This window comes from Hoeflea marina (assembly GCF_003182275.1).
GTDB lineage: Bacteria > Pseudomonadota > Alphaproteobacteria > Rhizobiales > Rhizobiaceae > Hoeflea > Hoeflea marina.
Window position 1 is genome coordinate 241,531 of the sequence record NZ_QGTR01000006.1, and the last position, 24,447, is coordinate 265,977.

At 58.9% G+C, this 24,447-nt stretch carries 29 protein-coding genes; 3 read left to right on the forward strand and 26 right to left on the reverse strand.

Annotation, left to right across the window (positions count from 1 at the left end; genetic code table 11):
• Position 1: 1 nt before the first annotated feature.
• From DFR52_RS21175 to DFR52_RS21220, 10 genes are all read right to left on the reverse strand, one after another.
• Positions 2 to 1,594 (reverse strand): DUF935 domain-containing protein, encoded by a 1,593-nt coding sequence (locus DFR52_RS21175; RefSeq protein WP_245415428.1) that lies wholly within the window; start codon positions 1,592 to 1,594, stop codon positions 2 to 4.
• Positions 1,595 to 1,620: 26 nt separating this feature from the next.
• A complete protein-coding gene (locus tag DFR52_RS21180; RefSeq protein ID WP_110034012.1) occupies positions 1,621 to 3,231 on the reverse strand; it encodes a hypothetical protein in 1,611 nt (536 codons plus the stop codon).
• Positions 3,228 to 3,803: a DUF3486 family protein gene (locus DFR52_RS21185; RefSeq protein WP_110034013.1), complete on the reverse strand. Its 576-nt coding sequence runs from the start codon at positions 3,801 to 3,803 to the stop codon at positions 3,228 to 3,230. The genes DFR52_RS21180 and DFR52_RS21185 overlap by 4 nt, the downstream gene beginning before the upstream one ends.
• Positions 3,804 to 3,805: 2 nt before the next feature.
• The gene (locus DFR52_RS21190) at positions 3,806 to 4,117 is read right to left on the reverse strand and encodes a VpaChn25_0724 family phage protein (protein ID WP_110034014.1); all 312 of its coding nucleotides are present in this window, start codon (positions 4,115 to 4,117) and stop codon (positions 3,806 to 3,808) included.
• Positions 4,117 to 4,518: a hypothetical protein gene (locus tag DFR52_RS21195; RefSeq protein ID WP_110034015.1), complete on the reverse strand. Its 402-nt coding sequence runs from the start codon at positions 4,516 to 4,518 to the stop codon at positions 4,117 to 4,119. Before DFR52_RS21195 ends, DFR52_RS21190 begins: the two co-directional genes overlap by 1 nt.
• Entirely contained in the window at positions 4,519 to 4,731 is a 213-nt protein-coding gene (locus DFR52_RS21200) for a TraR/DksA C4-type zinc finger protein (RefSeq protein ID WP_110034016.1), read from the reverse strand.
• Entirely contained in the window at positions 4,728 to 5,270 is a 543-nt protein-coding gene (locus DFR52_RS21205) for a hypothetical protein (protein WP_110034017.1), read from the reverse strand. The genes DFR52_RS21200 and DFR52_RS21205 overlap by 4 nt, the downstream gene beginning before the upstream one ends.
• On the reverse strand, positions 5,267 to 6,223 hold the full coding sequence (locus DFR52_RS21210; RefSeq protein WP_110034018.1) for a glycoside hydrolase family protein: 957 nt from the start codon (positions 6,221 to 6,223) through the stop codon (positions 5,267 to 5,269). Before DFR52_RS21210 ends, DFR52_RS21205 begins: the two co-directional genes overlap by 4 nt.
• Positions 6,224 to 6,316: 93 nt before the next feature.
• The gene (locus DFR52_RS21215) at positions 6,317 to 6,763 is read right to left on the reverse strand and encodes a hypothetical protein (protein WP_210205883.1); all 447 of its coding nucleotides are present in this window, start codon (positions 6,761 to 6,763) and stop codon (positions 6,317 to 6,319) included.
• On the reverse strand, positions 6,760 to 7,431 hold the full coding sequence (locus tag DFR52_RS21220; protein WP_110034019.1) for a regulatory protein GemA: 672 nt from the start codon (positions 7,429 to 7,431) through the stop codon (positions 6,760 to 6,762). Before DFR52_RS21220 ends, DFR52_RS21215 begins: the two co-directional genes overlap by 4 nt.
• Positions 7,432 to 7,502: 71 nt before the next feature.
• Between DFR52_RS21220 and DFR52_RS21225 the strand changes: the two genes are divergently transcribed.
• The gene (locus DFR52_RS21225; RefSeq protein ID WP_110034020.1) at positions 7,503 to 8,234 is read left to right on the forward strand and encodes a hypothetical protein; all 732 of its coding nucleotides are present in this window, start codon (positions 7,503 to 7,505) and stop codon (positions 8,232 to 8,234) included.
• A 41-nt stretch (positions 8,235 to 8,275) separates the two neighbouring features.
• Here the strand turns inward: DFR52_RS21225 and DFR52_RS21230 are convergent, their stop codons facing one another.
• The 10 genes from DFR52_RS21230 to DFR52_RS21270 all read right to left on the reverse strand — a co-directional run bounded on the left by DFR52_RS21230 (position 8,276) and on the right by DFR52_RS21270 (position 14,751).
• Entirely contained in the window at positions 8,276 to 8,941 is a 666-nt protein-coding gene (locus tag DFR52_RS21230) for a DUF3164 family protein (RefSeq protein ID WP_110034021.1), read from the reverse strand.
• Positions 8,942 to 8,999: 58 nt separating this feature from the next.
• Positions 9,000 to 9,281 (reverse strand): hypothetical protein, encoded by a 282-nt coding sequence (locus DFR52_RS21235; RefSeq protein ID WP_110034022.1) that lies wholly within the window; start codon positions 9,279 to 9,281, stop codon positions 9,000 to 9,002.
• A complete protein-coding gene (locus DFR52_RS21240; RefSeq protein WP_146215646.1) occupies positions 9,278 to 9,601 on the reverse strand; it encodes a hypothetical protein in 324 nt (107 codons plus the stop codon). Before DFR52_RS21240 ends, DFR52_RS21235 begins: the two co-directional genes overlap by 4 nt.
• Before the next feature lies 1 nt (position 9,602).
• On the reverse strand, positions 9,603 to 10,445 hold the full coding sequence (locus DFR52_RS21245) for an AAA family ATPase (protein ID WP_245415429.1): 843 nt from the start codon (positions 10,443 to 10,445) through the stop codon (positions 9,603 to 9,605).
• Between the two features lie 271 nt (positions 10,446 to 10,716).
• A complete protein-coding gene (locus tag DFR52_RS21250) occupies positions 10,717 to 12,660 on the reverse strand; it encodes a transposase domain-containing protein (protein ID WP_110034025.1) in 1,944 nt (647 codons plus the stop codon).
• Positions 12,657 to 13,124: a hypothetical protein gene (locus tag DFR52_RS21255; RefSeq protein WP_110034026.1), complete on the reverse strand. Its 468-nt coding sequence runs from the start codon at positions 13,122 to 13,124 to the stop codon at positions 12,657 to 12,659. The genes DFR52_RS21250 and DFR52_RS21255 overlap by 4 nt, the downstream gene beginning before the upstream one ends.
• Entirely contained in the window at positions 13,121 to 13,960 is an 840-nt protein-coding gene (locus DFR52_RS21260) for a ParB N-terminal domain-containing protein (protein WP_110034027.1), read from the reverse strand. The genes DFR52_RS21255 and DFR52_RS21260 overlap by 4 nt, the downstream gene beginning before the upstream one ends.
• Positions 13,960 to 14,307 (reverse strand): hypothetical protein, encoded by a 348-nt coding sequence (locus DFR52_RS21265; RefSeq protein ID WP_110034028.1) that lies wholly within the window; start codon positions 14,305 to 14,307, stop codon positions 13,960 to 13,962. Before DFR52_RS21265 ends, DFR52_RS21260 begins: the two co-directional genes overlap by 1 nt.
• 10 nt (positions 14,308 to 14,317) lie before the next feature.
• Positions 14,318 to 14,443: a hypothetical protein gene (locus tag DFR52_RS25020; protein WP_280954201.1), complete on the reverse strand. Its 126-nt coding sequence runs from the start codon at positions 14,441 to 14,443 to the stop codon at positions 14,318 to 14,320.
• 2 nt (positions 14,444 to 14,445) lie between these two features.
• Positions 14,446 to 14,751, reverse strand: a complete 306-nt coding sequence (locus DFR52_RS21270) for a helix-turn-helix domain-containing protein (protein ID WP_110034029.1) — start codon at positions 14,749 to 14,751, stop codon at positions 14,446 to 14,448.
• 120 nt (positions 14,752 to 14,871) lie between these two features.
• On the opposite strand from DFR52_RS21270, the gene DFR52_RS21275 reads away from it, so the two are divergent.
• Positions 14,872 to 15,651 (forward strand): XRE family transcriptional regulator, encoded by a 780-nt coding sequence (locus DFR52_RS21275; RefSeq protein WP_110034030.1) that lies wholly within the window; start codon positions 14,872 to 14,874, stop codon positions 15,649 to 15,651.
• Positions 15,652 to 15,932: 281 nt separating this feature from the next.
• A complete protein-coding gene (locus DFR52_RS21280; protein WP_158285013.1) occupies positions 15,933 to 18,059 on the forward strand; it encodes a leucine-rich repeat domain-containing protein in 2,127 nt (708 codons plus the stop codon).
• A gap of 511 nt (positions 18,060 to 18,570) precedes the next feature.
• Here the strand turns inward: DFR52_RS21280 and DFR52_RS21285 are convergent.
• The 6 genes from DFR52_RS21285 to DFR52_RS21305 form a co-directional block, all read right to left on the reverse strand.
• Positions 18,571 to 19,422 (reverse strand): hypothetical protein, encoded by an 852-nt coding sequence (locus tag DFR52_RS21285; protein ID WP_210205884.1) that lies wholly within the window; start codon positions 19,420 to 19,422, stop codon positions 18,571 to 18,573.
• A 3-nt stretch (positions 19,423 to 19,425) separates the two neighbouring features.
• Positions 19,426 to 20,514 (reverse strand): exonuclease/endonuclease/phosphatase family protein, encoded by a 1,089-nt coding sequence (locus DFR52_RS21290; protein ID WP_146215648.1) that lies wholly within the window; start codon positions 20,512 to 20,514, stop codon positions 19,426 to 19,428.
• A 44-nt stretch (positions 20,515 to 20,558) separates the two neighbouring features.
• Positions 20,559 to 21,092, reverse strand: a complete 534-nt coding sequence (locus DFR52_RS24340; RefSeq protein WP_146215649.1) for a hypothetical protein — start codon at positions 21,090 to 21,092, stop codon at positions 20,559 to 20,561.
• Between the two features lie 724 nt (positions 21,093 to 21,816).
• A complete protein-coding gene (locus DFR52_RS21295) occupies positions 21,817 to 22,002 on the reverse strand; it encodes a hypothetical protein (protein WP_110034034.1) in 186 nt (61 codons plus the stop codon).
• A 228-nt stretch (positions 22,003 to 22,230) separates the two neighbouring features.
• The gene (locus tag DFR52_RS21300) at positions 22,231 to 23,682 is read right to left on the reverse strand and encodes a S1 family peptidase (RefSeq protein ID WP_110034035.1); all 1,452 of its coding nucleotides are present in this window, start codon (positions 23,680 to 23,682) and stop codon (positions 22,231 to 22,233) included.
• Positions 23,679 to 24,311, reverse strand: coding sequence for a hypothetical protein (locus DFR52_RS21305; RefSeq protein WP_110034036.1), 633 nt, complete (start codon positions 24,309 to 24,311; stop codon positions 23,679 to 23,681). Before DFR52_RS21305 ends, DFR52_RS21300 begins: the two co-directional genes overlap by 4 nt.
• Between the last annotated feature and the right edge of the window lie 136 nt (positions 24,312 to 24,447).

Consider the following 24,447-nt stretch of genomic DNA (forward strand, 5'->3'; position numbering starts at 1 on the left):
GTCAGGCGCCGGTCGGTTCTGGCAGTTCGTCGCCGACATCACCCAGGCCGCGCGCAATGCTGGTCAGGCGCGCCAATGCTTCCACGAGTGGCCCGCTGTCCGGCCTGGCTTTGGCCATGAGCTGCACGGCTTCCTCAAGCGTGGTCGCCTTGGCAAGCACCTCGCGCAATGGCCCCAGGAGCGGATCGGTGATGTCCTGCCAGTCAACGAGCGCATCGGCTGCGAGCCGGTCGAGTTCGTCAGTTGTTGGGGCAGATCCCGGTTCGGCCGAGAGCGAGGCTGCAGAGGTCGCGGGCCGGCACGCCTGGCACTGGCAACCGCTGACATGCGCGGCGAGCTTCGCCTTGTCCTCGGCCTTCACCGCTTGCTCCTGGACGGGGACCGCCGGCTCGACTTTCGGTGCGATCAGCAGGTCATCATCATCGCTCGGTTCGGACAGGCCGATCTTCTCCCGCATCTCGCGCTGCGAGACCCTTAGGCCGAACGGCACCATGCGGGCCACCGCCTCGGTCAACAGCTCGACGTCTTCGGGTTCTGGAACCGGAAACTCCACCTGCGGGTAGACTGCCTGCGGGCCGAAGTTCATCGACACGAAATAGGGGATGAGATCGCGGTTGATGGTCTGGGCCAGTTGCTTGCAATCGGCCCGCAGGATGTCGATGCGGACTTCGTTGTGTACCTTGGCTTGGGCCATGGAGGCGCCATCGTCCGACGTCATGGTCTGGCCGACGATCAGCTTGGACACCTGCTTGTCGACGTAATCCATCAGGCCGCCGAAGACGGCAGCGCCATGCTGACCTTCGACCTTGTGGAATTCGATATCCATGCCCTGGGGGATGATCGCTGCGGCATCGTTCGAAATCATTCGCACGGCCCGGAGCAGACTGCGCTTGTCATCGTCGGACGCATTGGTGCCGTAGCGTCCGACCCGAAACGGGATGCCATAGATCTCGGAGAACGCGGCCCAATCCTTGAGGCCAAAGGACTGGATCAGATAGGCCCAGGCTGCCGGCCGTGCGAGACCCGCGCGCAACGGAATGCCGGCCTTGGTCTTGGGCATGTGACAGAGGAACTTGGCGAGAGGCAGCTCCTCGCCTTCGAAGTCGCGGTCGACGGCGAGCCGCAATTGTTTGAGCGACAGCCGGTCAAACACGAACCATCGCGGATCGCGCCATATGTACTCGACAGGGCGCAGCGCCTGATCCTGGTACTCCCACATGATCTCGATTGCCGAGTAGCCCTTCGAAATGCCGTCGAGCATGTCGCCGATCATTGCGTCAAAGCGGCTTTCAGTCACCAGGCCCTTGACCGCCTCGGTGATTTTACCCGGCACGGCTTCTGCGGCCTCGACAACCGGGTCGATGCCCTGGATGGCAAGCCGCCTGGTTTGGAGCTGGCTTGCATAGTGGGCGTAGCGTTCCTCCATCTCCTCGGCGAGCGTGAGGTACCGCCTGGCATTGCCGACCGACGCCTCGCGCAGGATCATTGCGAGCTGCTCGGGCCTCATGTCGATCGACACCCGATCCTCAATGGTCCGACGAACGCCAATCAGGGTGGGAGGGGCCACTTCATGTGACAGGCCCTTGGTGTCCATTGCCTGGCCGAGCGGGCCTTTGGGCTTTACCATCTCCAGCCTCCGGTCTGTGTTTGAGTGAAGGGGCTGTCACTGTCGAGCGCGGATGCCGGGGTGTAGTCGTATTCAAGCCCCTCGCTGCGGGAGGCAAACCAGGCCAGCGCTCCGGCAATCGCGGTGTCGCCGTGGCGGCCGAGACCGTTGGAGCCCTTGTAGGTGAAGCCGTCAGGGACCTTGATGTAGCCGTTGACGAACTGCAGCGCCTGGTGATCGCGCAGGATGTCATCGTCCTGGGGGAGAACGATGTCGCCATCGGCGAAGGCAGAAATGTAGGGCGGCATCTGGGTCCGGTACCATTCGGGTGTGAACTTCACCTCGTGGATGATCGAGCCGTAGCGCTGCGCCGTCACTTCCGCGAGATAGGCGCCATTGCCGCCGGCATCGAGCGCGCCGGCGTGAAGTTTTGGAAGCCGGTCGACGATGTAGAACAGGATCGTCTTCTGCTGCTCGAAGGGGATGTTGTGCAACTCGACCACCAAGCGGCAGCGCCGCACCAGGTCGCGACCCAAGGCCAGAACCTTGATGGCAGTAGCGTCTCCGGAGCGCGCAAAATCCTCGCCGAAAGCATGGCGCTCGCGTTGATCGAGAATGGCGAGCACCGGCCGCAGATGCTGGTCGCACCAATCCTTGATGTCGGCCTCGCGGATATGGGCGGGTGCATTTTTGAAATCGTCCGGCTTTGCCAGCCGGACCACCGGGATGTCCTTGACCATCACGTTTTCGATCTGGACGCGGGTGAGTGCGGCGCCTTCGGCGTCCGAAGGGATCGCATCGAGCTCCTGGCGCATGGCCGACACCCGAACGCCGTAGGAGCCGCGGATGCGCGCCTCCCATTGCCGCTCGCCTTCCTCGCTCCACTGAGTGCCCTTGATCAGGCAGACCCGCCTGTAGAGGCCATTGCTGATGGCGAGAGCAAACGGGATGTCGTGAATGGAGAAGGGGATCTTGCCGGCGCGCGCCTCCTCGACCAGCTCATTGAACGGGTTGAGCGTGCCGTTGTGGGTGGAGATCACCCGGACCTTGCCGCCCCAGATGAGGAGCGCGTTGACGGCATCGAGCACCTCGCGGACGTTCTTGTGAAACGCCGCCTCGTCAATGACCACGATGCCCTGGAGGCCGCGAATGTTGGCGGGGTTGGATGACAGCGCCTCGACACGGAAGCCGCTGGCAAAGCGGATCCGGTAAGCGCTGATGAATTTCGAGGTGCCGTCGGGCTGCTCGTCCTCGAAGAGGAACTCCTCGATCTCGCAGAGTTCCTTGCCGACGATCCTGGCAAAATGGGCGACATAGCCGATGAACTCGCGGCCCTTGTCCTTGGTGTCGCCGATATAGAAGATGTTGTCGCCACCGGCTTCCCGGCTGGAGGCGGCTGTGATGGTGTCGTCGAGCGCTTCGGCATAGGTGATGCCGGTGCGCCGGCCCTTTGCCCCGAGCTTGAGATCCGACTTGTCCTCGATCCAGTCGAGCTGGTGCTGCATCAGGATGCCTTCGGCCAACGGATCGTGATCGGCAGCGAGATCTCCACCCCGCGTGAAGTCGATGGGGAGGGATGCGGGGCTTCGGGTCAGCACCGTTGGGTTGGGCGTGACGGTGCTCACTTTCGGACCCCGAGCACCTGGTTGCGGATCTCGGCGGCGCGCTCGGCCGACAGACCGGTTTCCCTGACCATCGCTTCGGCGACGGCCTCGACCTTGCCTGCCATTTCCTTCTCCAGCTTGAGAATGCGGTCGGTCGACGCCCGTTGGGCCTGCGCGAAAGACCGCGCGGCCATGGCGAGTTCCTTGGCGTCTTTCGGCGAGAAGCCGGCGTGGCCCGCATCCTGCAGCAATTCGAACACCAGGATCTTGCCGAGATCGGCAATCATCATGGTCAGATCGTCCGAAGCCGCGGGGTCGATCCTGTCGCCGAGTGCTGCGACGATGCGATGGGTTTCCTCGACGCGTCGCGTCGTCAATGACAGCTGGGTCGAGTAGCGATTGAAGGCCGTAGCGGACACGGGGGACAATCCCCGATCGGCGATGCGCGCATTGAACTCGGCGAGAATATCCTTCTGCAGCCGTTCGCGCTTTCTCAGCTCCTCGGCAGCCCAGACGATATCGGGCTGCGCTTCATCGGGAAGCATGTCGATCGATGACAGCCGCCCGCGTCCTTTCGCCCGATCGCCGGCCATCGTTAAGCGCTCCGGGAAGGGCTAGGCCGCTTGACGCCATCAAGGATGCGGCGGAATTCGACGTGATCGAGCCCGGCTTCGGTCAGCTCTGCGATCAAGGCAGTGCCGGCTTCCGTCACCCGGATTGCTCCGGCGCTGTTGTGAAGCCAGCGCAGTTGATTGCGCACATACTCCCGGCCGCGTTTGATGGCGAAGGCTTCGAGCATTGTCACAAGCATGCTGTCGGACAGGCGATAGTCGATCTCGCCCGCGAGCGCCTTGAGAATGACAAGGCGGGCCTCTGCATCGTAGTGGTCTGAAAAGCCCTCAAACATCACGTCCCCTTTCCTGAAATCGCCAGCAATATGTTCTCGATGCGGGTGACGCCGATGCCGGTGGTCTCTACCGTCTTGGAAAGTGCCGCCATGCGCTCGTCCATCCGGACCATCGACATCTCGATGCGGTGGACATCCTGACGCGTTGGCCGCGAGGCCAGATCGTGCTCGACCTCCTTGATGCGGGCATCGAAGGAGCCGAGCCTGGTATTGATCGACCGCAGCTCCGACATGACGTCGCCATTCGCCTCGGGCTTGCGGTCCTTCGCATCCGTCTGGGAGCTGAAGCCCAGCCAGCCCTTCGCCCTGGCGAGCACGGCGCCTGCTGCCAGGATCACGACACCAAGCGCTGCCCCCACCGGACCGGCCTGTTCGATCAGTCTGTTGCCCAACTCGTCCATTTACCGGTTCCGTTCAAAGCTCTGCTGACACTCAATGCAGCGTTCCGCGAAGGGAGCGGCACTGCGGCGTTCGGACGGGATCTGGGTCCCGCAATCCCTGCACTCGATTAGGCCCTTGGCCGCGACCTGGAGGGCCACCTGGCCGAGCTTGCGGTCGCGTTCGCGCGCGACCCGCTCTTCGGCCTGCTCGATCATGAAGTCGGTGTTGCTCACGCCTTGCCCCGCTTGAGCACGGCGTCGATCACGTTCTTGCCGAAGTCCTTGATGGTGTGGCCGCCCATGTAGAGCGCCATGAACCAGGAGGTGAGAGTGAGCAGGGTCGCCAGATCGATCATGTCGATCAGGGCGCCGCCGCCACTGATGATTTGCTGATTGACGATCGGGCCGATGAGGATGCGCCAGATCCAGAAGATCGCGAGCAAGTACATCCAGCCGTAGCGCCAGGCGGACGGCCAGAAGCCCTCCCGGGTCTCGGACGCCAGGAGCTTGAACTGCCCCTCCAGCCCGGCCGCATAGAGTGCTATCAGTTCAGGCGCTTCCGCCTCGGTTTCCCGGACGGCCTTCTCAAGCTCGCTTGGCTCGATCTCCGGCAGGGTTTCTGGCTCCACCCCGGCCTTCTCGGCAATCGTCTTGATGACGGTTTCGGCAAGCGCACCGCCTGCCGCTCCGATCTTCGGCTCAAGGATCTTTCTGATGAGCGGTGCGCCGACCTCGGCGGCAATGCCTGCAAGAATGGCTGCAAGTGCGCTCATGTCCGATCTCCTTTGCGCAGCGTGCCCGTTGCTCTGAGTGCGAGGGCGAGTTCGTCGCGGTACTTCCAGATGAGCCAGATGCCTCCGACCACGAAAACCGTGAGGCTCGCGTAGAGGATGAGATCGCCGTAACCGGTGGCAGCCGACGTCTGGTCGGCAACGCCAGTTGCAGCTCCCGCCGCTGTGCCGGCAGAGCCTTTGGCCGATTTGCTCTTGAGATCGATGACCCGCTGCAACTGGTCGAGCGTGGCGCGCCCCAGCACCCCGTCCGTGTCGAGCTGCGGGTGGGCCTGCTGAAAGCGCCGTGTGGCCGACGAGATGAGGGCGCGGTCGGAGCGTCCCGAATCGGCGAGGTAGCCAAGCTTCACGAGCCAGCTTACCCCTTGCGCGAAGTCATCGGCGCCAAGCTGCCAGGCCGGCATGACCGCCTTGATCTCCTTGGAAGCGAAAGTGCGCGGCGCCTTCACCCATGCCGGCCAGCGGTCGAATTCCATGATTGCCGCAGCCTCAGTGCGCCGGCGCACCAGCCCTGGCAGACGTCGCCCCTTGGCCGTGGTGGCTGTTACCTTGAGGTGTCGTGCGGCGTCGCGGACATCACCCCGGACCAGTGCCTTGAACCAGGTCCACTTCTGAGCGCCGAGCCCGCAATTGAACAGCATGTCGATGGAGGCGGCTTTCGCATGCGGTGTGGCGCTGGGCGCATGCTTGACGACCGGCTGAGCATATTCGGCATCGATCATCAGCTTGAGCAAATAGAGCGCGTCTGCCTGCTCGATCGTGTCGCTGGGCTGGAGCGCCCGGCCATGGCGGCTCGTCCACCAATCGCGAAACACCTTTGAGCCCCAGGTGAAGCCATAGCCGATCGTCAATGCGCCGGCCGGGCACCGATAGGCGCGGCGGACAAAGCCCTCATGCTGGCCGGTGAAAGGAATAAGTCGCGGATCGTAGCTCATGGGCTTCCCCGTGTTTGCACAACGCGCGACTGAAACGCCGCGCGATATGGCTCACTGTGGGATGCTTGGGGAATGATACTCCGCTGACAGGTGTCAGCGTTCGGGATCGGAGGGGGATTTTAGGAGGTCGAGCAGCGAGAGCTGGTTTCCGTGCTTCTGATCCGACAGCAGCCGGAACGCGGTTCGCTCATGCAGACCGGAGCGGCGGCACGCAACCGCGACACTCGCACCGTTTTCGATCTCAAGCAAGAACTGGCGCTTAGCGCGCGCCATCACCCCATGAGGGCCTTGCGGTATCAACACGTCGGACAGGCCATGGGCGCGGCCGTCCGGATCGAGAATTCGGAAATGGTCGCAGATCAGGGCCGCCTGCTTTGCACCGACGAGGTCAGTCAGCCAATGCTCCTCGCCCTTGGCGTAGGCCGGGATCTGCACGCGTGTTCCACCAACAGCGCCGGCAACGGCCAGCGCTGTTTCGACCCCGGCGACATCGGCGATCTGACCAAGGATACCGGGGAGGGTGGAGGGAACGTGCTTCATCGGCGCGGGGGCTCCCGCCTGATCGCAGAGCCGAGGTGGTTCATGAGAGCCTGCCAATCCTGGCCTTCAAAGCGGCCGTATCCTTCGGGCAGCCCCAATCGGGATGCAGCTTCCGCAAGCCCCTGTAGGACGGATCGATTGGGCGCCCCTTCGACCAAGGGATGAGCCGGATCAAGATTGTTCAGCTTCTCCCACTGAGCGAGCGCGATGCGATATTGCGGCAGGTTGATGTGGTCACCGGTGTAGCGGGTGGGCCGGCGTGCCCAGTCCACTCCGCCATCGCGGGCCAGCCAGCCCTTCAGCGCTTCGATCGCCTTGGCGGCGTCCTGGGGGTATCGCAGGAACCGGACGTGGTCGATGCCGGTCTGGCGCTTGACGAAGGCGAGCAGCGCCTTGTCCTCCCGGTTGGCGACCACGCCGAGATTCCAGGCGGCAATCCAGAGCGCCTGTAGCTTCTTTGCAAATGGGCCATCTAGCAGCCGACGATACTTCGGTGCAGTTCGGCCGAATCCCAGGCGACGAAACTCGGAGACTACGGCCTCTTGTTGTTGGCACGACATGGCACGCAGTGACCGTTCTCCGGTGACACGTTCATAGAGGTCGCGCATCGTGTTCTCGTCCAGACCAAGCTGCTTGCGGCCCGCATGGATTGCGGCGATGCTGGTCATGGTTGCATTGCCTGAGTCTTGGTTCGCTTTGGCAATCCACTCACGCTGGCAAGATCGAGGAGAAATCGTCCATGGCGTCGGAAGAAAATGGGCCCCATGATTACAGCGGGCGACTTCGCGGGCTGGTACCGACCGTTTTCATAGGAATGGTGGTGCTGATTGCTGTTCTTGGAAACCCAGGCGACCCCTGGTTCGAATTCCTCAAGGAGTGGCAGACGCTGATTACCGGAGCGCTGGCAGTTATTGCAGCTTGGTTGACGATCGGTCAAATGGCGCGCGTTGATAGAGAACAAGCTCGCCGGCATGAGGAACTCATGTCGATATCGCTGCGAAAAGACGCGCTCAAATTGGATCGCTTCTTGGTTGTTCTTCGATCCAATATCGCGACGATTTCGAATGCAATCGCGCCGATTGAAAGTCATTTCAGTGAACGGAATATGCCGACCTTCCCCTATCGCACAGCTGTTAGCGATACGATAAGAGCGGTTGAAATTATTGACGGCCAGCAATTGATAGACGAGATCGATGTCTACAAGGATTGTAAGGATCTGTGGTCTGGCGAGTTTCTCAATCTTGTCACGAGAGTTCGTAAATCTCGGGCCCTTTGCCGAAGCAAGATTGACCGCTTCCGTGAGCTCCCTCCTGGCGCAAAAGCTGAAGACGAAACGTCCCGCACAAATGTGAAGATTGATCCGATCAATGAGAGCATTGCGGAATTGAGATCCTCCCACGAAGACATTGTCAATCACGTTACCGAACTGAGACGCAAGTACCTGAAAGTGACTGGGCTTCCTCTCAAATAGTCTCAGAGCGTAAGGAATCGCACGTGCATTGTTTCCGAAACTCATGAGATGGTTGCCTTCGCCAGATCAATGGTCACGGCCTGCCAGCCATCCGTAATCCGGGCGCGTTGATAAAACCGCACATACTCCTTCGAGCCCGTCACCCGCATGGCGTCTCGGATCGCCTCCATGGCGCTCAGCCACCGTTCGTCTTCGATCTGCATGCGCAGCAGCATGAAGATCTCGGAGCGGTTGATCTGGCCCTCTTTGTCGGTGTTGAAGGCACGCGTGACGATCGCGCGGATCTCGGGCCGGCTGTCGGCCGACCATTCATTGAGGCACTCGTCGATCAGGGTCTTCGCGATCTGCAGCTGGGGACCGAAATCGACAAAGTCTGCGACCGAGACGATCACCTTCATCAGGCCGTCGAACGTCTGATAGGTCCGGTTGCCCTTCTTGCCGCCTTTCCGGGTGTTGTATTCCTGCTCAAGGAGCGCATCGAACTCGCCCAGGTCCGTCATGGTGTGGCCGCGAAAGCGGGTGATCTGGCCGGACAGGTCGCTCGCAAAACCCATGATCTTGCGGACCGTCTCGTCCTCCAGCTTGTCGGCCGGCTTGACCAGTTCGAGCGGCACCAGGCTCCCCTTGGCGTCTGCCATGTAGGATTTGCCGTTGATCCGGATAGGGCCCTCCTGGGGGTGTTCTTCGATGATGACTGCGTGCGTCATGACTTTGACCTTTGCTTTGGATTGAGTGGATAGATGGCGGGCCTTGGTGGAGTGCTTCTCATGCCGCGTCACCTCCGCCGGGCGGCGGCGGACGTCGGACCGGGCGAGGCTGCAGGACGATGACGTTGCCAGCTCGACCGATCAGCTGGTCCAGCCGATGGGTCTCCATCGACTGATGGCGCGCGAGGTCCCGCTCCAGTTCCTTGGACATGACGATCAACTCATCGAGCTGCCAGATGAGGGCGATGATCTCGTCGGCGGAAAAGGTCTTGCCGCCATGCACGTGGCTTTTGAAGGCGTCGCGGGTGGCCTTCAGGCGGCAGGAGAGGGACGGGCTCATGAGCGCTTCCCCCTGCTGAAATCCGGATAGACCACCGGGCTCTCCTTGGCGGCTTCCAGGACGCCCTCCTGGAGGACCTCCATGCAAAGGTCGCCAAGAATTGCGGCTGCCGCTTGGCCATTTTCGGCCGCGCGATAGGCACCGAGTTCATGTTCGAGATTGGCGATGCGCCGCTTAATGAGGTTCAGGCGACGCAGGAGGACCTCGGCCTTGGCGGTCGAAAGCACAAGGCCGTCGCTGGTGATGTGTTGCGAGACCAGCTCGGCTGCCAGGCCCATTTCGCGGCTGATGGGTGAAGTCCGGGAAAGTGCTGCGCTCATCTCACATGCCCTCGACATCGCGGTTGGACCAGGCGGCGCGAACCATTGCGGCATTAACTGCCTGGCCGGTTGCGGCGGCAGTCATCGAGGCAAGCTTCAGGGTCTTGTCGATCTGCCCGAGTGCGCCGTCCTTCATGCCGATGCCGGTGAGCACCTTGCGCGTGTCCGGCTCGCTGATCCCCCAGGCGTCGAGAAGCGCGTTGATGTCCTCCGCCCTCGGCTTGGCCAGTCGAACGCGCTTTCCGATCCTCCGCTTGATCTGGGCATAGGACGGGCCATCGGTGCTCCGGCTGAAGCGCGAGTAGATTTCTTCGTTGCCGACCAGAGCCACGCCACAGGAGTAGATGTCGACAAAGTGCCGGAGCTGGTCGACCGCGCTGTCGACCAGGTTCTGCGCCTCATCGACGATCAGCAGCGATCCGCCGCCACTGTTGAGAAGCCTGCGCCCAACCGCGCGCACAAGCTTGGCGGGATTGTGCTGGGTGATGTCGAGCGCCGTCGCCAGTTCGACCAGCATGCCATGCACGGTCTTTGTGTGCGGGCTCATGGTGACCATGAACACATTGGGCCGCGTGACCGCAAACTGCTTGCAGGCGAATGTCTTGCCGGTGCCGGCTGCCGCGGTGATGGTGACGAAGTCCGGCATCATCTGTGCGAAGACGAGCGTGTCGGTGATCTCGCCGGCGGTTCGGGTCTTGATGAAGCCTGGACTGACAGGGACCGTGGCAGCCAGACCTGCCATTTCATCGACCGATACGATCCAGCGTTCGACCTTTTCGTTCTGGGTATCAAGTCGGCCGTCATACTTGCCGGAGAACCACTGATTGAATGTGCCGTCGGGCATGCCGATGCGAGCGGCCGCGTCAGATTTGGTCCAGCCGTTCTGCTCTCCGATCGCAGCGACCCGGGAGGTGAGAGCGATCCAGAGGGAAAGATCGGCTGCAGACCGGCCGGGCCGGTTTGCGGAGACGTCCGGGTGAGAGGTCGGGAGTGTCCAACTGCCTTGTCCGATTGCGGCGGGGCTTGTGCTTGTCGTGATGTTCATCTAGTTCTGTCCTTGCTAAATTTGTCGGGCGGGGTTTTCCCCGCCCATTTTTTTGGGCCGTACACGACACTCAACGGCCCGGTTTTTCCCCTTTTCCGGGGAATTCGATGACGTTCTCCTCGATCATCCGCATGGCGCGAGAAAAGGCCTGCTCCGACTGCTCATCCCATTCGGCTCTGGCTTCCGGCTCAGCCCGGATGCCGCCATTGGCGATGCGCTTGAATCGGGGAGGTTCCGGCTTCGGCTGGGGCGCGGATTTGCCGGCGCCATAGATCTCGGCAAGCGTGTCGGGTGCGAGCGCTGTATGGAGCCGCGCGCTTTCGCGGATCGCCTTTGTCAACTGATTGCGCTTTGCCGCGTGATCGCGGGCGGCACCCGTGTCAAAGAAGCCGGTGTCGGCGATGCACTCGGCGACGCAGATCAGGTTGTCGTTGGCGTCATAGACATGAATGGGCTGGGTCAGATGATCGGGGTCGAACCGCACAGTGACCCGCGTTCCGGAATGGGCGTTGAGCGCGGCATTCCAATAGCGGTTGCCATAGATCTCGATCTCGCCCGAGCCCTTCTTGGAGCGGATGCGCTCTGCAGCGAGCAGCCAAAGTGAGCGCTGGTTTTCCGTGGGCCAGCGGACAAGCGTCGCCGGATCCTGCAGGGAGGCCGAGAAGGTCTCATCAAATGAGCGGCCATGCGCGTTACCGGCCTTGCGGCCCGGTCGGGCATTGTGCTCGGCTATCATGCGATCGACATGCTCGGAGAAAGCGGCGAACGGGATGGCGCGGGAGGCGTAATTCTCGGGCTTGGCGTCCGGCGTGTTGCCGGTATAGGCGCCGGCGCAGAAGGGGTGCTTGGCAATGTTCTCTGCCAGATCGCGGAAGGCGCGCTCGATCGGCTTGGACTGTCCTGAATAGGGCGTTGCCCAGATGATCTCGACGCCCAGCGTGGTCAGCAGCCCCCGCGGATCTTCATCACGGACCTTGAACCGGTAACGATTGGCCGCACCGCCGGTGATCCATTTGGATGCAAACGCCCGGCCGTTGTCGAGCAGGATCTTGTCTGGAATTCCGTGGCGGCTGACCATATCGCCGATAACCAGCCGGACAGTGTCCTTGTTCTCGGACGGGGACAGCCGCCAGGCGACCATCTTGCCGGAATAGAGATCCTGGAGGGCAAGCAGCATGACGCGTGTCGGCGTGGTCTGGCCGGGCAGGAGGACGAACACATCGAACTTGTGGCCGTCCATGTTGACGGCCTCCATGGCGTGCAGCATCGAACGGTCGCGCCGTTGCGCCGGGTAGAGGTTCTTGACCTGGTCGCGCTTCTGGCGCGCCGCAGTCTGGACGGCCTTCGGCACCTCGATCGCAAGCCGGCGGCGCAGCGCGCGCTCTTCTGCGACAGGTGCCCAGCCCTGCTCGCTTGCGGCTTCCCTCATCCGACGATAGCAAGCGGAAAATGCCGGGCGCTCGGGCCTGAGAAAGTCGCTCTTGAGTGCCGCCCATGCACGCTCATCGCATTCGGCCGCGGATGACGTTGCGTGGTACTGATCGGCAAGGGCTGCCAGCCAGTCCTGCCGCTCGATACCGGCGACGCGTGTGCGCCAATTGCGGACCGCCCGGGGGCTCACCTGGTGGTGTTTGGCAGCGATGGCGATTGCGGCCGTTTCCGACAGTCCGCCGTTGATGAATGTCGCAACCTCCGCCACCACCTTGAGGCGCGCTTCGCAGGCCGCTTTCCGGTCCTTCGACAGGGCCTCATAGTCAGCCCAGAGCTTCGAACGGGCCTCTGCGGTCTTGTTGACGTTGGCATTGGCGGGCGCACTATGGACCACCATCAGGCGTGCCTGGGCTGCCTGCGGCAGGAGCGACACATGGTATTCCCAGCCGCCGCCGCGCCCGTCGCGTTTGCGTGCCTTCATGTCCAGGTGCCGCCAGCGGGATTTGGCGGCCATCTGATTGATGGAGCGTTCCGAGACACCGGCCGCTTTGGCGATCTCCTTAGGGGTGAAGAATTGCTTCATGGCCGACGCCTCCACTCTTTCGGCGCCACGGGGCGGGCGCGCAGTTTCTTGAGCTCGGCATTGATGGACCGACGGTCCTGATCAAGTCGCGCAATCTCGGCGAGCTTGGCCTCTGAGCCCTCAAGCACGGTCATTCCGGCCTTGGAGACCACGACGTCGAACAACCACTTGGCCCCGGTGGCATGCACGAAGGCGGAAAAGCGCAGGAGGCTGATGTCGTGGCCCTCCTTGCTCTCGGCCGTATAAGCGTCGAGCGTGGTCTTCGCGAGGTTCGGCAGGCCCAGATATTGCGCCATCCGCAACGCGATTGTCTGGCGGTCATATCCGCTTTCGCGGATGGCCTGCGACATGGCGCGTTTGATTTCGGAGCGGAACCGGTCGAGGTCGACAGAGCCGACCTCGATGCGCTCGGGATAGACGCGGGTCTCAAACAGGCCCAGCTGATCGGGGTGAAACTTGCTCATGATGCGCCACCTTTCGGAGCAGCGACCAGGCCGGCGTGGGTCAGGAACTTCTTGCGCGTCGCGGGCTTGGCTCGCTCCCAGCTGTCGATGAGCCGCGAGAGGATCTGCAGCTCCGGGTCGGTCTTCTTGGCCGGCGGCTCCAGCAGGTCGATAGCGACCTTGAAGTCACCCTTGGCCTCGCGGATGGCCACATGGGCCTTGGCCCGCTTTTCCGGGTCGAGTTTTGCCAGTTTGAGGAGCTGGCTTTGATTGTCGGCGATAGCGGTTCCGCTGATCGCCTGGCGGACGTCACGCGGCAGGTTTTGTGCGATGCGATTGAGGCGCATGATCGATTTCGGGGAAATGCCAAGCCGATCCGCGCAAGCGACTGAGAAGCCATTTGATGCCTCTTGAGCAATCAGATCGACAGGCGAATTCCCTAATAGGGACAACTTGTCCCTATTAGGGAGATTGTTCTTGCCAGGCCGGATCTCGCCTCGGGTCTTCTCCCAGACATCCCGGTAGGTCTGCACGAACACAGCCCTGTCGAGCACAGAAAGATCGTTGCGAAAGAGGTTCTCCTCGATCTCGATCAGCACCGCCTCATCGGCATTTGCCGTGACCACGACCGCGTCGATTTCGGCTTCGTCCAGGAGCTCGATGGCCCGCAGGCGATGAGCGCCAGCGACCAGGCAATAGCCGCGTTCCCCATTTGGGGTTCGCCGGAGGGTAATGGGGTTGAGGAGACCGTGTTCGACGATGGAAGCCTGGATCGCGAGCGCATGATCCTCATCGACAGCGCGCAAGCGTTCCGGCACGTGTATGTCGGCGAGGGGAATGGACTTGGAGACCGCCATCACGCCGCCTCCCGCATCTTGTCGTCGAACATGGCGACCGCGCGATCTGCGATGATCCGGTACTGATTTTCGAAATCAGGCTCATCGAGCCGAACGTCGATGGCCTCAAGCGCTCGGTTGACGGATTCCCTTGATCGGCCGACCAGGATGCCGGCTCGAAGCTTGGGCACCCCGAACCTGGCAACCAGCACATGCAGCGCAATCTGCCGGGCGAGCACCGCATCAAATTGGCTGCGCGGCGGGTCGATGATGTTCTCCATCGGGATGTGGGGAAAGGCTTGCTTCACCGACGCGACGCAGACCCGGAATGTGAGTTCCTGCAGCTCGGTTTCATTGAAGTAGTTCATGATGTCGCTCCTACAGAAACAAAAGGGCGAAGCCCGCCAGCGCCAGGCCGGTGACCAGCGAGCCGAAGATCAGGATGATGGACGGCGGGATGGGCCGATCGGCGTCCAGATTTGGGATGAACGGGTTGCGATCCATGTCTAAGCGGCCTGGTCGTTTCGGCGTTGCCTCAGCGTCGGAACCCGTGTCCAATCCTGGGGCGATCGTCGCTGACCGGACGGCCTGTAACGGGTCTTCCAGAGCAAATGCGGTCTGGTGCCGAGAGCAGCGGCGATCGCACATTCACCTCGGGTGTTGGGCTCGCGCATCGTGTTGCGCGCGGTTCCATCCGAAAGGCCGTATTTGCGGTCGATGTCAGCGAGGGTGATCCCGGCTTCGAGCAGCCGCGCCTTGATGGCGCTTTGCTCTTTGACCTTCGGATCGACTCTGGAAGTCGTGCCGTGCATAGTGAGCTCCGGTTTCGGAAGCAGGGGCGATTCAGGCCCCTTTTTCCGGGGAAAGATAACTGCGAATGAGGGGAGATTATATACGAATGAAGTTTATGTAAACCCCATTCGTAGTTTATCATGGCTAGACCTCGGAAAATTGCTCCCGGTATCGGGCAGCGCATTTTGTCGCTCGTGGCGGAAGGAAGGACGAACGCGGATTTCGCGAGCGAGATCGGCGTGGCCGAGGCCACCCTTGCAAACTATATTCGCGGTGAACGGGAGCCGAGCTACGACTTCCTGCGGCGGCTGCGCGAACTCCGAGGCATTGATATAAATTGGCTGATCACGGGCGGAGACGGCGCCAACCAGACGGAGGCGCCCCGCCAGGGGGCGTTGGTGTCATCCTACGATCCCGATGCTGACGAGAACGACGAAGGCTATTCGCACGAGACTTGGAAGCCACGGATCCCTGGTGCCCGCCCGGAAATCGATGCCCGCCTGGGAGCGGGCGAAGGATCCGTTGGCCAGATGCTCACCATCGGCTCAAATGGTGGAACGAGCGGTCACCGGGTGGTCGCGGAATGGCTCTTGCCCGAATCGTTTCTCGTGGGTGAGATGAAGGCCAGCGCCTCGACGACCATCGTCATGGAGGTGGTCGGCGACTCTATGGTCCCTTCATATCAGCCTGGCGACAGGGTGCTGGTAGATCTCGCGCAGACGAGAATGGTGGCTGATACAGTCTATGCGATTTCCGATGGTTTCTCAGAGCCGCAGATCAAGCGGTTGCAGCGGATCCCGTTCTCGGACCCGCCGCGAGTGAGCATCATTTCGGACAATCCAGCACTCGCGAATTTCGATGTGGATCTTGAGAAGCTCCATATCATCGGCAGAATCTGCGGCGTGATCGCGAGGCGGTAGAGGCAGAAGCCTGTGTTGTGTACGGCGGCTCAAATCGCACTCGCCGCGAACATGGCAGATTCGGCCCCAAGCAGACGTTTGCCTTGAGCTATTCGCCGCGGTGCATTTTCTCAAAGCGGGCACAGGCGGGGGCTGGCCCCTCGGCGATGGAACAACCGCTGGGTGGACGGAGCGTGAGTTCGATACGAGCGCAACTCGGACTGGCCTCAATGACGAAGATGTGAAGCACGGATTGAAATTGCCGAAACACCGTGCAAAATCCTACCCTTCTGACACAAAACTTGGGAAAGTTTCTTGGGATGGCCTTAGATTATGTTCGTCCCAACACACGCTTGGCCCGGGAGTTGGGGCAAGTTGCGAAGGAATCCACCCGCGTAGCTGATACTTTGCGTGGGATCAATTTGATGCCACAAAATTTTCCGGTGGAGGCGCTTGAAGAAATCTGCATCTCCCTTCTCTACTTAGAAGAGGGAACAGCCGAAGGCTGTATTCAGCCCCTCAATTTCGCACGGCATATGTTGCCATTGGTGCGCCGAGACCATTTCTACATTAGCGGCGATGAGCCTGAACTGAGTGACGAAGAAGATACATATTTCACTCGCGAACACCCGCTCGACCAAGCCATAATGCGGTTATATGTTGCAGTCGGCACAGCGCTTGATGAGTATCGCTCTCAAGCTCAGGACAGATACGATGATCATATCGGTGCCGAGGAAACATTGGAGTTCGGGAAGGACGGAACCTTTGCGGAAATCGACCAAAGGTCGCGCGACGTCTCCCAAGATGCCGAACAGAGTATCCAAGCTCTGTCCAGATGGGTTGATCCAAACTCCATAATTGCCGATAATCTGCGGAGACAACTTCGAGACAGTTCAAACGTTGCGCATTCAGTTCAATCACAGATTCGTATCCGGCCTATTGTTGCACGCTGGTATGAAGCCGCAGGCATGGCGCTGGGGAAACTGCCCGATGTCCTTATTAAAACTGCGGATCGGCTCAGGCTCGGGACCGATATTGCGAAGATTTGGATAGAAGAGTGGAGTGCATTCAAAAAACGTCTGCGGAGTCTGGGCTTTGATCAAATACGCGGTCTTGCCGATGCACTGGAAGCGACGGGGGAACGCCTAAAGCGAAGCGCCGGGCGCGATCGGACAAATGTCGATAGGCAGCGAGACCCAGAGATTGTCGAAGCCGAGCGCCGCGTTAGAGAAATGCTCTTGTCCGGGACCGAAATTCCGGCAGAGCTTGGGGGAAAGGTTGAATCAGTCATTTTCAAACATGGCGAAGGAAAGATAAGGCGTTTCGATGACTTGCTTCAATTAAGAAATTTGCAGTCACTTAGCCTGCTAAATATTTGGCTTGATTCCGGAAAGCTAGAAAGTCTAGGGCAACTTTCGAACTTGACCAGCCTCTCAGCGAGGGCGAAAGACATTTCAACGCTGGCGCAACTCTCGAACCTGACCAATCTCACATTGGTTGCAAACTCGGCCAGCGACCTATCGGCTCTGGGGGGACTGTCGAAGCTGACCAGACTCTCGGTGATTGCAAACGGGGCCAGCGACCTTTCGGCACTGGGGCGACTATCTAACCTCACCAGCCTCTCGGTGCAGGCAGACTTGGCTAGCGACCTTTCGGCACTGGGGCGACTATCCAACCTGACCAGCCTCGCAGTGCAAGCAAACTCGGCTAGTGACCTTTCAACGCTGGGGCGACTATCTAACCTGACCAGCCTTTCGGTGCAGGCAGACTCGGCTAGCGACCTTTCGGCACTGGGGCGACTATCCAACCTGACCAGCCTCGCAGTGCAGGTAAACTCGGCTAGCGACCTTTCAGCGTTGGGGCGACTATCTAACCTGACCAGCCTTTCGGTGCATGCAAACGAGGCCCACGACCTTTCGGCGCTGGGGCAACTCTCGAACCTGACCAAGCTCTCGGTGAGTGCAAACAAAGCCCGCGACCTTTCGGCGCTGGGGCGACTATCTAACCTGACCCGCCTGAATTTGCAGGCAGCCAAGGTAAGGGACCTTGCGGGACTGGGGCGGCTCACAAACCTGACCAGCCTCCATGTGCAGGCTACTATGGTCAGCAGCCTTTCGGAGCTGGGGCGGCTCTCAAACCTGACAAGCCTCTCGGTGCATACAAACGAGGCCAGCGACATTTCGGAGCTGGGGCAACTCTCGAACCTGACCAGCCTATCGGTGCAGGCAGGCAAGGTGAACTTGGCAGGTATTCAAGAATTGGGAAAGTTAGCACACCTTAGGATCATGGCTGCGCGCGATCTAGATCTGGCGCCGGCCGCAAGTGTCGCAACGTTGGAGAAATTGACTTTGTCAAACGTTACATTCCGAAATTCAGCTTTGCTAGAAAAGGTTGAGATCGAACTCGTTGGCGAAAGCTGGGAAATCTGAGTTTCGCAATATGTGACGCATTAACTTTGTGACCGCACAGATCTTATTCCGTTGAAAAACTCGGGCACAAATATTTCCGGCAGTTTTTAGAAAACCGTTCCGATAGTGGGATATTTGCGCAACGAAAATTTTCTTGGCTTAGTTGGTTAGAAACAGACTCTACGATTTCAGTTGTGATGCATGAAACGGCGAGCTTTTGAACAGAATAGGCTTTGTGCTGACTTTCCGTAGTGCATGGTAGAGTCCGGTTTTGCTATAGCTTGAAAATCCACAAGATACCGAGGAGCACGGTCGACTCGCCGTTGCGGAGAATGTCCGAAAACCGCCCATTGCGGCCTTCTGCTGCATTGCGCGAAATGCCTCTGACGGGCAAGCAATAGGCATCCAACGGTTGCATAAGTTGTCATCTGAACCTGGGACTGGATTGCCGCACCAGCACACAAACGACCGCCTGAATAGCAATTTAGCGGCTAGGTCAGGAGGTCAACGCGCAGAATGGCCACGAATGCGTCTAATCGAGTTCATAGTCATAGACCTTAAAAAACATAAACCGACCGGACTCTGTCTCGCTCCCAATCGCCAATTCTGATTTGATCTGGGGGACACTCACACCACCCCGTACCTCGAATATTTGCTTAACAACGATCTTGCCGTATAGGCCGGCGATCAATTGGAATTTTCTTCGCCCATCGGCTTTCGGCAACAGCTTGGTCCGGCATTCGGAGCCAGCCAATAAGCGAGATCGCATAATCTTAGCGTCCTGCAAATTGATCTGACGTGCTCGAACATCTGAAACCTCGATGTCGAATACGTATTTCGCTTCCGCATTGGCCGAAATCCCGAACACCGATAGGAGTTCAACATCCGTATTGCCGCTCAGTTCCAGACGGCGCCTTTCGCGAGAATAAATCGTTGGCTGTTCGGTCGTGACCACTTCGTCGAGTTTATGTCCGTCCACAGTTGCGCAAAGCTTCTGAATAACCTTGCCGTCGCTCTCTTCGCTGTTCCGCGCAGGCAAATAGTAGAGGGCTCCGAATTCCATCGCCGGATTGATCCGCCCGCCAACGATTGAACGCCTGATCTGATCGCCAAGCTTCATCTGTGTTTCGGTTCGCCCCGCGACCATCGGAAACTCGCCCACGCTTGGCAATTGCTCCTCGGGATAGGCGTTCTTATCGATGATCGCCACGAGCAAAAACCCACCCTTAGGTCCGATCTGTTGGAGCGGACTGGTACTCACGTCAGAAAAAGTGGTGAGTGCGGGAGCATTTGTATCTGCTTTTGTTTGGCAACCGACGAGGAATATCGCTCCTATCATAAGAGAGACGATTGAATTTCTTTCGCAGCGTTGCCTGTCCATCACTTGTTACTCCGTAAAGACGGTGACGACCGGTTTGTGATCACTCCCATAGAAAGCCGTGCCGGACGTCGCTTTAGTGAACCGGTCAGCCACTGTGTCCGGAACGACAAGGTGATCGATCGCAGCGTCGTAGAACACGTCATCGTCATAGGTCGACTTAAGATCCCGCGTTAGGAAGTGGTAGCGGCCAGTACCAACTAGCCCACGCTCCAAAATTGCCAACGTATCATCAAAACCATCACCTGGTTCACATGCATTCGTAGGAAAAGGTCCTCGTTCGCAGGAAAAATTTGCTAAGGCGCAATCCTCAAATGAAGTGCCGGCTTTCCCGGGCTCAAAAGAAGCATTGAAGTCACCGCCGATCAGCACAGGATGGCCCGCTGCTATATCTTGGTCTGCCAGTAGCTTCACAGCCGCAATCACCGCCTCCCGTTTCAGGGCATTGCTGCGATGCGTCTCGGTGGCTTTGTCAAAGCCTATGTCGTAGGCGGCTTGCATATTCGGTGGCACGGGTTCTCCAATCATCTTGAATGCACTGATCGCTCCAGAAATATTGCTGCATCGCGAATTTGAGTTTGATTTTAGATGCACCGGGTAGAGAATAAGTCCGTTCTTTAGCTCTACGCGCAAGGTACCGCGTTGGTTGCCATCCACCTTGCTCACACTCGGGATTCCAGCCGTTTCCAGTTTCTCCTCGCCAGCCTTCATCTGGCCAAAGGTCCCCAGTACCTGGCCGACACCGTCGCCAGGTGAAACGTCATATTCTGTAACTGCGGCAAATGGGATTTTTGAGATCACCGCGACTTCCAAACCCTGAAAAGCCTGATCCCGTACCACGCCAAGGTCACTGATAACTGCTTGATACTCGGACCATCCTAATGCGCTGACTATACGTTCCAACTCTTCTAGCCCGGGGACTTCAACCAAGAGGAGCACGTCAGGTGCAATATCGTGATCCAAAGCTACGAAATCATCATGGCGGCGTTCAATCTGCTCGTAAATTGAAGCCTTAATATTCCAGGCTGCAACTGTCAGCTGTTCGGCATGCGCTGAGGCAGCACACGCGAGAGTCCCAAATATAATCGCGTATCTCATAAGAGTGTCCATGGAGGCCTCGCATCATTTGTAAGAGATAAAACTCATGAAATAACCCGCTCTATCATGTATCCGGCTACAGAAAGCAAACTTAATAGGGTAAGAATAGTTGTTGCATTTAGGCAAAATTTGTAGAGTCTATCACGATAGCATGTTTCTTCATTGTATATTCTTACCATGTACTCGACATGCGCACCTTTTTTTTCAGATTCTTCTGAGGCGATTTCATTCGGATCGACATTGTCGAAGCCTTCTGCCCAAAATCTCAACAATCGCAGGGTTAATAGAGCTATAATCATAAAGCAGAGGACAAGAGTAATTGATGTGATATCAAGAATATTAGCTGAATTTACGGAGAGCAATACCGCGTTTGTCGCAATCATGATGGATATATGTGTCAGTAAAGTTGAAGCTTTTCCATCAATTACACCAAAAATATCATAGTAATCCTTTGATATTGACGGAAACCGCCTACCTATAAGGTGCCCGGATATATCATTCTTTATCTCTTCATGCCTATTTTTTCCTTTTGGAACGATTGCCTTTTTCAAGAATGAGTCAATGTGCGTTTCTTTCAAAATGATTCTCCTGTATGGGCAAGGTTCTTACTGTGTTCTACAGTTCTACGGTTGGATTTAGATATCAAGTCAAATAAGAGCATTTCCAACAAATTCTGCGATGGCCGTATCTCGGATGATAGGTTCCGCTAAGAATATAGGAAGCCGGATAGGATTCAAATTTGGAATGGATCGAGCGAGCGTTGTCATGCGGCCGCGGTGGCACCGCTTCCAACTTCCGCAGACGTCACGTGCGCCGGTCGCCGGCAGACTTGGAAGCGCTAGTGCATTGTTTTTCTTGTTTCTAGCGGCTCGGTAGGGGCTTGCGCATGAAAGGAGGAAGCGGCTTCCGAGTTCGGATTTGTTTTTGTCGCCAATCCAGCGTCAACGACCGCCGTTGCGCCAGGCCTTCGAATCCACGTGGGCCTTAGATCCGCGGGCTTTTGAGGCTATTGAAACGTCTCTCACTGCGGTTTTGAAGATGGATCACATCTGGTCCGCACAATGCCCGGCCGATGGAGATTTCCGCTCAGCGCTCAAAAGCGAGTGACAAACTGATCGGGGGCGGCAATGGCGCAAACTACCCCGCAGCCCCTTGAAAATACGCGCTATTCCGCGAAATCCCGCTTATTCCCGCATAATCCCGGATACGGGCAGAACCGGGTGACAAACTACAGCGAGGGAACGGCATGGGGGCCGGCTTTCCTTCACGGTCGGTGGTCCAAGCCTGGCTATATACACAAGGTCAGAGGCCTTTACGCCATTTGAAGACATGGCCAGTGCCAGCTTTTCTGTACTCAACAACCTCAATGCCGAGGCTGTCAACAAGCTCTCGATACAGGTCGGGAACAATCTCGGGAAGCACCATCACTTTGTGATATGACTGTCCCAGCACTTTTTCGTAGACGAACAACTGACCAACGGCCTTCATAACATCAGAAGCTCCGTTTGTGATTTGATCTCGAAGAGATGCTGCTTGCCTTGACCCACGGTAAATAAGTCTGGCCCGAGAGTTCGACCTTTTCGTTGGCGATGACCTGAGACCCGAGTCCAAAAGGAACCAGAAACGACGAGCGAAGACGTCTAGGAAACTCGGGGCTTTTCAGTTCGTTTCGAGATTATTCTTTCGGAGCTCGGCAGCCGAAGACCGCATCGTAGGCTAGAAAATCGGATATGTAGACATCTGTGTGGCAAGGACGAAATGCGCCCAGTCCCTCAGGTAATCGGGGTCGATGGAGCAGAGGCCGGGCTGATTGAAGACGTTGAAACATTGCTCGACCTCATTGTTGGTCATGGCGATGCCGACGAAGGAGCCGCCGCGCGCCATGAGGGTTTCAAACTGGTGGATGGCAAGAACCCTACCCGGTCCCAGATTTTCCTTCCCCACGAACACGGCTTTGCGATTCACTACCAGCCCATCCTGCCGCGTGGTCGGCAGCCCTTGGGTCAGGACGTTGTCGGGATACCATCCGATGTTCGGCGTGGCTTGGGGCTGCATCACCGCCAACTCAAAATTTGTGGAAATCTGCCGTATGTCGAGCGGCGTGGCGGCGGGATCCGCCTTGACGACCTGCTGGAAAACTCCGTCGTCCGATTGCGCCATGCACGTGTCCCCGTCTTCAAAGAGATCAACATTGTCGGGGATCACGACGGTGGCACCGCTTTCTGGATGGATCCAAGTTTGGAAGTGAAAGGCTTCAATCTCGTTGCGTGGCACGCCGGAAAAGCCGGTGGTCATCTGAAGCCTTGCGATGTCATCGGACGTCGCAGCCGCCTCGGCAAAAGAGAGCGTTTTGCCCTTCACGAATATCAGACTTCCGCAGGTGAGACTTTCCGCATCCCCTTGGTCTGTTGTCGCGAAGGCGAAAGTCGTTCCGGTGACGCTGGCGTTCCGGTCGGGGGTCTCCTTTGACTGGCGGAGGGCTACGACCAGCGTCGCCGGCCAGCCCCAGCTGGAGGAAACCGCGCCGTTCTTGAGACCTCCGGCGACCACCGCCACGACCTCACCGTTCGCATCGAAAATCGGACCGCCGGACATGCCCGGCATCAGCGGACGCGAAAACCGGATGATCGTCTGGGAGGTGTCGATCGAGGTACGCGCCAAATCCCGCATGTTTTCAGTTGGCAGCATCTGGCTCAAACGAGCGCTGCCGAACGCCACCCGCAAATCGAGGTCACTTAGCGAAGGAGAGCCGAGGCCATAGCCCAGCGCCTTGAGGTCCTTGTCGGGGTCCAATGCGCCGGCAATGGTGAAATAGGCGTTCGTGGGTGGATTGCTCACGGTGAGCAGCGCCAGATCATGGCGCTTTAGGACCCGTGAAAGGGAGGAGGTGCGCGACGGCGTGCCACTCGCATATTCGTACCAAAGCTCGATTTCGTCACAACCTGCCACGACATGATAAGCTGTGACCACTTCGCTGCTGTTGTCGACCGCAAATCCGGTGCCGTTGCGGGACGGCGTGTCGCCGCTGCATTTCCGGGCTTGGACCAGAACTACCGCCGGCGCCACGTTATTCGTCACACTGGTGGGGACCTGCGCGGTAGCGCCGAGCGGATCCAGCGTGCACGCCAGAAATGCAAACAGGGAGAGAAGGCGGCGAGACAGGCTCATTCGTTGATCCCGCAGAGATAAAACATGGCCTGTCGTGCGACCTCTGCGCGGCGCTCGGCCGGCAGATTGGCCATTCGCAAGGCGATGTCACGGGCCTCTTCCTGTCCCTGGAGCCAAGCCACCTGGTTATCGACTGGCTGGCTCTGACGGCGGCGGAAGTCATCACACCAGGAAGGAGCGTCATTGAACAGCGTGCCTTTCAAGCTGGTGACGATCGCCGCTTGGTCACCGACGGCAACGGTGGCACCGGCCGGCACCAGACCGAACTTCACGAACCGCACGACATCCTTGGCTTCGGCCGGCGTGAATTCTGCGGTCCTCAGCTCAATGAAAAGGTCTTCGGTGCTTGGCGAGAGCGTCTGATGCGTTCTCATCGAAATCCCGGCCAAAAGTGCGCACGCCATGGCCCCGGCAAAGCTGGCAACACGGGCATGATTGACCACCCCGTCCAGAAACTTCGCCTCGCCAGCAAGCCCGATGAAGGCGGTGGCCACAGCAAGGATAGACGCCAGTACTGTGGTCGTGACGCTGGCGGTGGTCAGGCCGACAAGAAGGCCCGTCAAAGCCCCCAGGCAAAGCCCGGCGGCCACATCAATCGCCGTCGTTCTTTTCGGCGGGATTTCGCTCATCTCTCCCCCTCCAGATTGAGCCGCCACTACTATGGCAGGCTTTTTCGCAAATACAACTTGAGGGAGTCTACTGCGCCGCGCGTTGGTCTGCCCTGCTTCGAAATGAACGCCTTCTGTGTGTCCGAGAACTTAGATG